Consider the following 9,747-nt stretch of genomic DNA (forward strand, 5'->3'; position numbering starts at 1 on the left):
CAGGTCTTTGATCAGATTGGCGGGGTCTGGGGCAGCGCCCCAGAAAACTCTCGCAACCGCCAGGTGACAACGCAACGCGACCACCTACGGACAACAAACCGGCACCCGCCAACGCAACAGGGAGACGGCCAACGCAACCCGCGCGCTAGCCGACCGAAGCGCCACCCACAACAGGCAAAGTCACCCGAAAAACGGCCCCACCCTCAGAAGGCTCACAACTCAACTCCCCACCATGAGCCCGAACCACAGCCCGAGCGATGGCCAACCCCAACCCAGACCCCCCAGACCGCCGATCCCGAGCATCATCCAACCGAACCAGCCGATCGAATATCCGCTCCCGCTCAGCGAGAGGAACCCCAGGCCCATCATCAGAAACGGTAAAGCCAGTCAAATCAACCCGAATCCGAACAACACCAGACGGCCCAGTCGCCTGCCGAGCGTTGTCCACAAGATTGGCCAAAACCTGAGCCAACCGCTGCCCATCCCCCACAACGACAACCGAAGCCCCTTCGACCGCTTCGACCGCGATGTCGAAGTCAGGAGCCACATACCGAGTCCGAGCAACCTCAGCCTCAGCCAGCCCAAGCAGATCCACAGGCTCCCGCTGCATCTCATACCCGGCATCCAACTGAGCAAGAGCCAGCAGATCGTCGACCAACCGCCCAGCCCGCCGAGCCTCCCGAACCAGCAGGAACGACATCTGGTCCCGATCGGGCGAGTCCACCGGCGCCTGCACCAAAGCCTCAGCCACCGCCTGCACCCCGGTGATCGGCGTCCGCAACTCATGAGCCGCATCGGCGACGAACCGCCGAGTCCGCTGCTCAGACCCCTCCAGCGAATCGAGCATCCCGTCGAAGGCAGCTGCGGTGCGCCCCAACTCGGTATCGGTACGGGACGGATTGAGCCGTCCACCCCGATGCCCAGCCGCGATCGCCTGCGCCAACGACGTCATGGCGTCCAACGGCGCCAAAGCCCGCCGCACCACCACGATCATCAACAGCCCGGTGATGACGATCGCCCCGAGCCCGAGCATCAGCAGCAGCTTCCGCAACCGGACCTGAGCCTGCGAGATCGCCTCGGTGTCGGCGTAGAACGTGAGCTTGTTGCCGTTGACGTTGCGTGACTTGCGCTCGAACGGTCCCTCCTCGGGAGCGTTGCCGATCACGGTTCCGTTCGGCAGCTCCACCGTCACCTGGACGTTCCGCTTCGACAGCTGACGGACGATCTCACGCGGCGGGACACCGAGCCTCAACGCCGACACCGCGCGCGCCTCGGCGTCACGCAAGGCCCCGTCGACGTCGCGGGAGGACTGCCCGGCGAACGTCCGGTCGACCGAGATCACCAACGCCACGAGCACGACGAACAGCACCAGCAGCACCGACACCGCGACCCGTCGGCGCAACGAGACCGTGCGGAGGTTCATTCTTCGGCCCGCAGCACGTACCCAAGGCCACGCACGGTGTGCACGAGCCGTGGGCCGTGTTCCTCGATCTTGCGGCGCACGGCGCTGATGTGGACCTCGACCAGGTTCGGGTCGTAGTCCTCGTAACCCCACACGGCGGTCAGGATCTGCGTCTTGGACACCACACGTCCGCGCTGCGCCGCCAGATACACCGGCAGCCGCAGCTCGGTCGCGGTCAGTTCGATCGGCTGGTCAGCCCGCATCACCACACCGGCATCGGCGTCGACGACCAGGTCACCGACCTGCACCGTCGACGGCGTGCGTCCGAGACGACGCAGCACCGCCGACACCCGCGCCACCAGCTCGGCCAGCACGAACGGCTTGCCCACGTAGTCGTCGGCACCGCCGGAGAGCCCGCGCAACCGGTCCGGCACGCCGTCGCGAGCGGTCAGCATGACCACCCCGGCGCCAGAAGCCCGGCGGATCACCTCGAGCAGCTGAAAGCCGTCGCGGCCGGGCAGCATCACGTCGAGCACGACCAGGTCCGGGCGGAAGCGACCGAGGTCGGCCTCCAGCTGGCGCCCGTCCAGGCGGTGCTGCACGTCGTACCCCGACTCGCGCAGCGCGGACGACACCGCGGCGCCGATCGCCTCGGCGTCCTCGATCACCAACACCCTGGCGGACACCTCACCATTCTGCTGATCATCCGGACTTCGGGCGACTCGCCTTCAGCTGGCGCTCAGAATCCACGCGCACGCTAACCCCATGTCGAAGAAATCAGCGTGGGCCGGCGCCATCGTCGCGGCCGTCGGACTCACCGTCGGCGGCATCGCGGTCGCGGCGGCGGCCGACAACCCCGATGGCCCGCCGGCGGTGTTCGCGGAGCGCCACCCCCGGTGGTCCTGGCAAGCCAGGGCGCCCGGACAAGGCAAAACTGAAGGACAGCACGCTCGTCGTCGGACGGGTGAAGTCGGTCGAGTCCGGCAAGCTCACCATCACCAAGGACGACGGCAGCGAGGTGTCGTTGACCACGGACGGCTCCACGAAGCTGCGTGGCGGCGACCTCAACGGGCTCAAGGCCGACCAGCGCGTGACCGTGCGTGTGAAGGACGGCAAGGCGCTGAACGTGGCGCTGGCCAAGGCCCACGAGCAGGGCACGATCAAGGACGTCAACGGCAACAACGCCACGTTGATCCAGCTCGACGGCCTGCAGACCCCGCTCGACCTGTCCGCGGTGACCGAGAAGCCGAAGAACGGCGACCTCGTCGCCGTGACCGGAACCGTGTCCGACGGCAAGACCGTCAAGGTCGAGCAGCTGCGTCAGCTGCCGAAGTAAACCTGGGCTCCACGCGGACCGCCGCGTCTGCGAACATCGCAGTGTGGCGGTTCCGCGAAGCCCGGACAGATGGGTGTTCATCCTGCTGGTCGTCGGACTGGTCGGGATCGGTGTCGCGGTCGCGCTTTTGGTGCCTGCCAAGGTGCTGGGCGCCAAGGAACCCCCTAGACCCGTGGCCGCGACCGTCGTCGAGAGCGGCGCGTGCGGCCAGGGCATGGACACCGTCGAGTGGGACGCCGGCGGTGAGAAGAAGCAGGCGAAGCTGGACGGCTGCGGCCACCGCAAGGGCGAGACCGTCGAGATCGTCATGACCGGCACGGACATGGTCTCGTCCGCCGCCTCCCTCCCCGCCGGACTCCCGGTCGGGCGCCGCCTCACCGCGCTGCTGCTCTGCATGGCAGCGCTGGCGGGCGGCTTCTACGCGTTCCTCTTCCGCTACGCGCCTCTGCGCGCACCGGCCGTGCTGCCCGGCCCTCGACAGGGGCCACTTTCTTGAGCGGATACCCCCTCCTCCATTCGGCCTCTTTCGCTCTATAGCATTCCGCAATATCGTGGTGCACGGACCAAGCGTGGGGGACATCGCGGTCCACACTGGGGATAGAGGCAATTCGCAACGCAGCCGAAACTGGCGGCTCGGACCACTCTGAGCTGCCGTTACGGCTCGATCAATTCTGCCCGTTACGCCTTGATTCAGCATGGGGGAATCTTTTATGCGTGCACGGATTCGAATCATCATCGCATTATTCGGAGTGGCGCTCGCCTTGCTCGGCGCCGTTCAACCTGCCAGCGCGGAACCAGTGGCTTCTTTGTCGGAGAAGGCTGTTCCGGTGAAGATGGAAATGATGGCCTCTGCCATCTACTGGGTGCAGAACCTGAACAGCGGCAAGTGCATGCTGTCCCAAGGTGGGGCCGACGGAGCGCCCGCCGTCCAGTACACCTGCCTGAACTACAACGACCAGAAGTGGGGCTTCGTCGACAAGGGCGGCGCGCGGTATCAGATCCGCAACGCGAACAGCGGCAAGTGCCTGCTCATCCAGGGTTCCAACAACGGGGCGCCCGCCGTCCAGTACCAGTGCCTGGACTACGCCGACCAGTACTGGCAGTTCTACAACTACCCCGGCTACCAGGGTTGGTACTGGCTGCGGAACGTCAACAGCGGCAAGTGCCTGCTCGTTCAAGGGGGCGGCGACGGCACCCAGCTGGTGCAGTTCGACTGCCTGTCCTACGTGGACCAGGCGTGGGGCCTGACCGTCGGCTGACCTGGTGAGTCGCGTACGCGGCGGGGCCACCTGAACTCAGGTGGCCCCGTTTGCGCTGGTAGAACCGCTACCGCACTAGCCCCCGGCCGGAGTCACCTTCTTGACGTAGAGCAGCCGGTCACCCGGCTCGATCGCGTCCGCCTCGGGAGCGTCCACCCGGTAAAGCGTCTTGCCCCGCACCACGCCCAGCACTATGTCCGACAGGTGCCGCGGTGACCCGCCGACCTCGCCGGGTTCGACGTCACGCTCGGCGATCGCCAGACCTGCGTCGGGCGTGAGCAGGTCCTCCACCATCGCGACGACCGACGGCGTCGCGGTTGCCATGCCGAGCAACCGGCCCGCCGTTTCCGACGACACGACCACCGAGTCGGCACCGGACTGCTTCAGCAGGTGCTCGTTCTCCCGTTCCCGCACCGACGCCACGATCTGCGCCTTCGGGGCGAGCTCGCGGGCGGTCAACGTCACCAGCACGGCCGTGTCGTCCCGGTTCGGGGCAACGACGATCGCGCGCGCTCGAGCCGCACCGGCCACCCTCAGCACGTCGTTGCGTGTACCGGAACCATGCACGGTCACGAGCCCGATGGCGGAGGCGGCGTCGAGCGACTCCTGCACGGTGTCCACGACGACGATCGAACCGGGCTCGACGCCGTCGCCGAGCAGCGCCGCGACCGCAGAGCGCCCCTTCGTGCCATAACCCACGACCACCACGTGGTCCCGCACGACCCGCCTCCACTTCTGAATGCGCAACGCCTGACGGGAGCGCTCGGTGAGAACTTCGAGTGTCGTGCCGACCAGCACGATCAGGAACAGGACCCGCAACGGCGTGATGACCAGGACGTTGATCAGCCGTGCTGACGACGACGCGGGCGTGATGTCGCCGTAGCCGGTCGTCGAGAGTGACACCGTCGCGTAGTAGAACGAGTCGAGCAGCGAGACGCCGTCCCCGTTGACGTCGCGGTAGCCGTCGCGGTCCAGGTAGACGATCAGCACCGCGAGCAGCAGCGCGGCCATCGCGCCGACGACGCGTTTGAGAATCGCGCGGACCGGGCTCTGCACCTGGTCCGGCATCCTGATCACGCCGACGAGCGAGTGCGACGCTTCGTCAGACAGGCTCATCGAGTCAACCTCTCGGGCAACATCCGCCACAGGTGAGCAGCCGCCTCCGCGCCTTTGAGGAGCAACGGCACTACGACGCGCTCGTTCGGCGCGTGGACGCGATCATCCGGCAAGGTCGCGCCGAGGTAGACGAGGGGCACCCCGAGCCACGCCTGCAGCACCGCCGCCGGCCCCGAACCTCCCGCCCGCGCGAACCTCACAGGCCGGTCGAACGCCAGCTCCATCGCTTCCCGCACCGTCGCGTTCGCCGGGTGGTCAGGGCTGATCGCGTACGGCGGCACGCCCTCGCCGCGGAAGCCGACCTCCGCTCTGATGCCCGGCGGCGTGTGCTTGGCGGCGAACTCCTTGAGCTGGTCGGCGACGTTCTCCGGCAGCTGGTCGGGGACGAGCCGGAAGCTGATCTTCGCCGTCGCGCTTGCCGGGATGATCGTCTTCAGGCCGGGACCGGTGTAGCCGCTCTGGATCCCGTTGATCTCGGCCGTCGGCCTGACCCAGATCCGTTCCAGCGTCGTGTAGCCGGGTTCGCCGGCGACGGCCTGCGCGCCGCCTCCGTTGTGCGCCAGCCACTTCTGCTCGTCGAACGGCAGCGCCGCGTAGTCCTGCCGTTCCCTCTCTGACGGTTCCCGGACGTCGTCGTAGAAGCCCGGCAGCTGGACGCGGCCGTTCTCGTCGTGCAGCGCGGCGATCAGTTTCGCCAGCGCCGTCGCCGGATTGGGGATCGCGCCGCCCGCGCGTCCCGAATGAACGTCGTCGGTACCGCCGAAGAACGTGATCTCGCCGCCGAGAACACCGCGCTGGCCGATGTTGACCGTCGGCGCCTCCCGTTCGTGCAACGCCGTGTCGGTGAACACCACCAGATCGCAGCCGAGATCGTTTTTGTGATCTTCGAGAAGCTTTCGCAGGTGCGGTGAACCCGATTCCTCTTCTCCTTCGACGAAGAGTTTCAGCGTGACGCTCGGCGCATTCTGTCCGGTGGCTGCCAGATGTGCTTTCACCGCCAGCAGGTGCATGGCGACCTGCCCCTTGTCGTCGCTCGCGCCGCGGCCGTGCAGCTCATCGCCGCTGATCACAGGCTCGAAGGGCGGATGGCGCCAGCGCTCGACCGGATCGACCGGCTGCACGTCGTGGTGACCGTAAACGAGCACGGTCGGCGCTTCCGGATCTTCGGCGGGCCAGCAGGCGAACACGGCGGGAAGAGCCGGCCCGTGATCCCAGATCTCGATCTCCGGCCAGCCGTCCTCTCTCAGCGCGGCGGCCAGCCACTCGGCGGATCTCTGCACGTCCGCCCGGTGTGCCGGGTCGACGCCGATCGACGGAATCTTGATCCACTCGCGGAGCCCGGCGACGAAGGAATCGCTCAGCGCGGCAACCGCGGCGCGTTCGGGATGATGAGAATCACCTGCCACGCTCGTGGAGAATAGGCCAGCCCGATCTCGCCTACGCGGCGTAGGCATGACAGGGTGACGGCATGGAACCGAACCGTTCCCGAGCGCGGTCGGCGCTGGCGCTCGCCGCACTGCTGAGCCTGGCAGGAGCGACCCACTTCACCAGGCCGAAGTACTACGACGCGATCGTCCCCCGCTCCCTGCCCGGCACCCCGCGGCAGTGGACGTACGCGTCAGGCGCGGCCGAACTGGCCCTGGCCACCGCGGTCGCGGCCCCGCGCACGCGCCGCCTCGGCAGCCTCGCGGCCGCCGCGTTCTTCATCGCGGTGTTCCCAGCAAACGTGAAAATGGCTCTGGATTTCCGCGACAAGTCGCCGAAAGCCCGGGCCCTGGCGTATGGTCGCCTGCCACTGCAGATTCCACTCGTCGCTTGGGCCTGGAAAGTGGCCAAAGCCTCCCCCTGACCACCCTGGGTAATCCTTAACCAACTATCCCGCAAACGCTGTCATTTTTCGCGCGAGGAACCCTAGGATGCGCTCTGTGCAAACGCTTCTTCTGCGCGCCGCCACCGCGCTCGGCTGGGACGGAGTCGTCGTTCCCGACGTCGCCGTGCTGGGCCAGCAGGTGTCCGCGGTGGTGCGTTTGCTGCCCGAAGTGCACGAGTGGAGAACCCAGAACGGCTGGCCACCCCGCGCCGACCCGTCGTGGTTCCGCTCCTGGTTCGAGCCGGAGGCCCACGACCGCCTCCCGGTGGCGGCCGTCGAACTCGTCGGCGTCCTGGTCAGCGAGTCCACCACGGATCGCGCCCTCCAGTCGTGCGGCACCCTGCTGACCCTGGCCCCGTGCGCGGTGATGCTCCCCCGCACCGACGAGTCGCAGGCCTGGTCGTACATCGAGCTCGACTACTACGGCATCGGCGTCGTGGTCGCCGACGACACCACGGCCGACCTGATGGTGCCGCCGGAGGACCGCTCGCCCGAGTTCGGGCCGTCCCTGTTCGGGCGTTGGCTGCTCGAGGTCCTCTACGAACGGGTGCTGAAGGCCTCACACGCGCCGGCCGGGACCAGCCCGCAGGTCTGAAGCCAGGGCGAGGTCCACAGGTCTGAAGCCGGAACCGGTCGGCAGGCCTCAAGCCGGAACCAGCCCGCAAGTCCGAGACCTGAGGCCAGCCCGCAAGTCTGAGAACGAGCCCACTGGCTTGAGCCCGCTGCTGCCCCCGCGCGCTTCCTTGTCACGCAACGAGTGAAACGCGCTTTAGGTTCCCGGCTGTCCACAGCCTAGCCTGCAGCACGTTTCCACAGGTCAAAGAACCGCAACCTGTGGACAACTCGCGATCATGACTCCATCGACCGGATCCATCACGACTCCACGGACCGGATCAGGTCCTTCAAGCCCTGCTCGTCCAGCAGGTCCGCCGGCCGCACCGTGTGGTCGTGCCGCACGTAGTGGAACGCCGCCCGCACCCGTTCCAGCGGCTCCCCCACCAACGCCGCCCACGCCAGCCGGTATGCCGCGAGCTGCACGGACAGCGCCGGCAACGCCTCGGAGTCCGGCACCGCGCCTGTCTTCCAGTCCACGACGGTCCAGCCGTCCGGGTCGCGGTACACGGCGTCCATCCGTCCGCGCACCGAAGTGCCGTCGAACTCCGCCTCGAACGGGACCTCGACGTCGTACGGTGTCCGGTCCGCCCACGAGCTCTGCAGGAACGCCTCCTTCAGTCGTTCCAGGTCAGCGTCCGGGGCCGCGTCGGCGTCACCCGCGCCCGGCAGTTCGTCGATGTCCAGTAGCCGGGTCGCGCCGAAGCGGTTCTCCAGCCACGTGTGGAACGCGGTGCCTCTGCGCGCCAGCGGGTTCGGCGGGAACGGCAGCGGGCGGCGCAACCGGCGGGCCAGCAGGTCCGGGTCCTTCGCCAGTTCGACCAGCTGTGAGACCGACAGGTGCGCGGGCAGTTCTACCTGTTCACGGCGGTTCTGAGAGGCCGCGCGTTCGGCCAGCAGCACCTCGACGTCACGTGCCCAGCCCTCCGGGTCGTCCTCCTCCGGCATCTCCGGGTCCTCAGGCACGACGTCGTCGGGCAGCGGCTCGGGCTCCGGCGGGATGTCGTCGTCCGGTGGCTCGTCGGGTGGTGGGTAGTCGTCCTCCTCCACCACTTCGGAGGGCGAAGGCTCGTCGAAGATCAGCGGCAACGGCTCTGGCGGGGCGTTGCGCAGCGCGTCCAGTGCGGCCAGCACCATCTCGGCGCCCTCGACGACGGCGTCACGACGCTTGCCCAGGGGATCTGCCGGCCACTGCGAGGTCTTCACGTCTTCTGCCAGCGGGTTCGGGGTGTCGGCCTCGGGCTCGTCGGCCCACACGCTGATGTCGCCCGGCGGGTTGTCCCGCTGCAGGACCTCGTGCATCTCCTGCAGGAACACCGACGGGCCCTTGGGCTTCTCGCCCGCCTCCGCCCACCAGTGGCCCGACATCAGCAGGGTGTGCTCGGCCCTCGTCACGCCGACGTAGAAGAGGCGCCGTTCCTCGACCAGCCGCCGGTCCTCGAACTCCTCCGCGTGGATGGTCAGCGCCTCGTCGACCTCCTTGCGGTTGTACCCGGCGGACAGCCGCAGCACCGGCAGGTCGGCTGAGTCGCCTCGCAACGACGCCGGCAGCTCCGTCACGGACTTGAGCCAGCACGAGGACTTCTTGCGGCCGGGGAACACGTCGCGCACCAGGTGCGGCAGCGCGACGATCCGCCACTCCAGGCCCTTCGCGGAGTGGACGGTGAGGATCTGCACGCGGTCCTCGGAGACCTCCACCTCGCCGGGCTCCAGGCCGTCCTCGGCGTGCTCGGCCGTGTACAGGTAGTCGAGCAACGACGGGAGCGTCGCCGACGGCGAGGCGGCGGCGAAGTCCATCACGACGTCGGAGAAGGCGTCGAGGTGTGCGCGGCCGACCATGCCTGGGCGCGACATCGACTCGATGTCGAGCAGCAGCGTGCGTTCGACGTCTGCCACGAGCTCGGGCAACGGCTGGTCGAGCCTGCGCCGCAACGCCGCCAGCTCGCCGCCCAGCCGCCGGATTCGCCGGTAACCATCCTGTGAGTACGCGTCCGGGTCGCCTGGATCGTCGAGCGCGTCGGCCAGACCGGCCTGTTCCGCGTGCTCGCCGGGCAACGCGTCCGCCAGCACCAGCAACGGATCGTCCACAACGGACTGTCGCGGGGCGACACCCGCCAGGTCGCGCGCCGCGACCCACAGCCGCCGGCCAGGT

General features: G+C 68.1%; 10 protein-coding genes. 5 read left to right on the forward strand and 5 right to left on the reverse strand.

Features of this window, described 5'->3' with window-relative positions; genetic code table 11:
* Positions 1-145 precede the first annotated feature (145 nt).
* Both FXN61_RS43075 and FXN61_RS43080 read right to left on the reverse strand, forming a co-directional pair.
* Positions 146-1,384, reverse strand: a complete 1,239-nt coding sequence (locus tag FXN61_RS43075) for a sensor histidine kinase (protein ID WP_312878439.1) — start codon at positions 1,382-1,384, stop codon at positions 146-148.
* Positions 1,385-1,419: 35 nt separating this feature from the next.
* Positions 1,420-2,088 (reverse strand): response regulator transcription factor, encoded by a 669-nt coding sequence (locus FXN61_RS43080; protein ID WP_167979610.1) that lies wholly within the window; start codon positions 2,086-2,088, stop codon positions 1,420-1,422.
* A 278-nt stretch (positions 2,089-2,366) separates the two neighbouring features.
* On the opposite strand from FXN61_RS43080, the gene FXN61_RS43085 reads away from it, so the two are divergent.
* The 3 genes from FXN61_RS43085 to FXN61_RS43095 all read left to right on the forward strand — a co-directional run bounded on the left by FXN61_RS43085 (position 2,367) and on the right by FXN61_RS43095 (position 3,997).
* Positions 2,367-2,738 carry a hypothetical protein gene (locus tag FXN61_RS43085; RefSeq protein ID WP_167979611.1) on the forward strand — a complete coding sequence of 124 codons (372 nt, stop codon included), beginning with the start codon at positions 2,367-2,369 and terminating at the stop codon, positions 2,736-2,738.
* A gap of 43 nt (positions 2,739-2,781) precedes the next feature.
* Entirely contained in the window at positions 2,782-3,234 is a 453-nt protein-coding gene (locus tag FXN61_RS43090) for a hypothetical protein (protein ID WP_167979612.1), read from the forward strand.
* 337 nt (positions 3,235-3,571) lie between these two features.
* Positions 3,572-3,997, forward strand: a complete 426-nt coding sequence (locus tag FXN61_RS43095) for an RICIN domain-containing protein (RefSeq protein WP_246292924.1) — start codon at positions 3,572-3,574, stop codon at positions 3,995-3,997.
* Between the two features lie 75 nt (positions 3,998-4,072).
* Here FXN61_RS43095 and FXN61_RS43100 read toward each other — a convergent pair whose 3' ends face one another.
* Both FXN61_RS43100 and FXN61_RS43105 read right to left on the reverse strand, forming a co-directional pair.
* Positions 4,073-5,113 carry a potassium channel family protein gene (locus FXN61_RS43100; RefSeq protein ID WP_167979614.1) on the reverse strand — a complete coding sequence of 347 codons (1,041 nt, stop codon included), beginning with the start codon at positions 5,111-5,113 and terminating at the stop codon, positions 4,073-4,075.
* Positions 5,110-6,519, reverse strand: a complete 1,410-nt coding sequence (locus tag FXN61_RS43105; RefSeq protein ID WP_312878440.1) for a M20/M25/M40 family metallo-hydrolase — start codon at positions 6,517-6,519, stop codon at positions 5,110-5,112. Before FXN61_RS43105 ends, FXN61_RS43100 begins: the two co-directional genes overlap by 4 nt.
* Before the next feature lie 62 nt (positions 6,520-6,581).
* On the opposite strand from FXN61_RS43105, the gene FXN61_RS43110 reads away from it, so the two are divergent.
* Together FXN61_RS43110 and FXN61_RS43115 are read left to right on the forward strand one after the other, a co-directional pair.
* Positions 6,582-6,962, forward strand: a complete 381-nt coding sequence (locus tag FXN61_RS43110; RefSeq protein ID WP_167979616.1) for a DoxX family protein — start codon at positions 6,582-6,584, stop codon at positions 6,960-6,962.
* 76 nt (positions 6,963-7,038) lie between these two features.
* Positions 7,039-7,578, forward strand: a complete 540-nt coding sequence (locus FXN61_RS43115; RefSeq protein WP_312878441.1) for a hypothetical protein — start codon at positions 7,039-7,041, stop codon at positions 7,576-7,578.
* Between the two features lie 278 nt (positions 7,579-7,856).
* On the opposite strand, the gene FXN61_RS43120 is transcribed toward FXN61_RS43115, so the two are convergent.
* Positions 7,857-9,747: 3'-5' exonuclease (locus FXN61_RS43120; protein ID WP_167979618.1), on the reverse strand; the 1,891-nt coding region annotated here is incomplete at its 5' end.

It is taken from the genome of Lentzea indica (assembly GCF_012184385.1).
Classification (GTDB): domain Bacteria; phylum Actinomycetota; class Actinomycetes; order Mycobacteriales; family Pseudonocardiaceae; genus Lentzea; species Lentzea indica.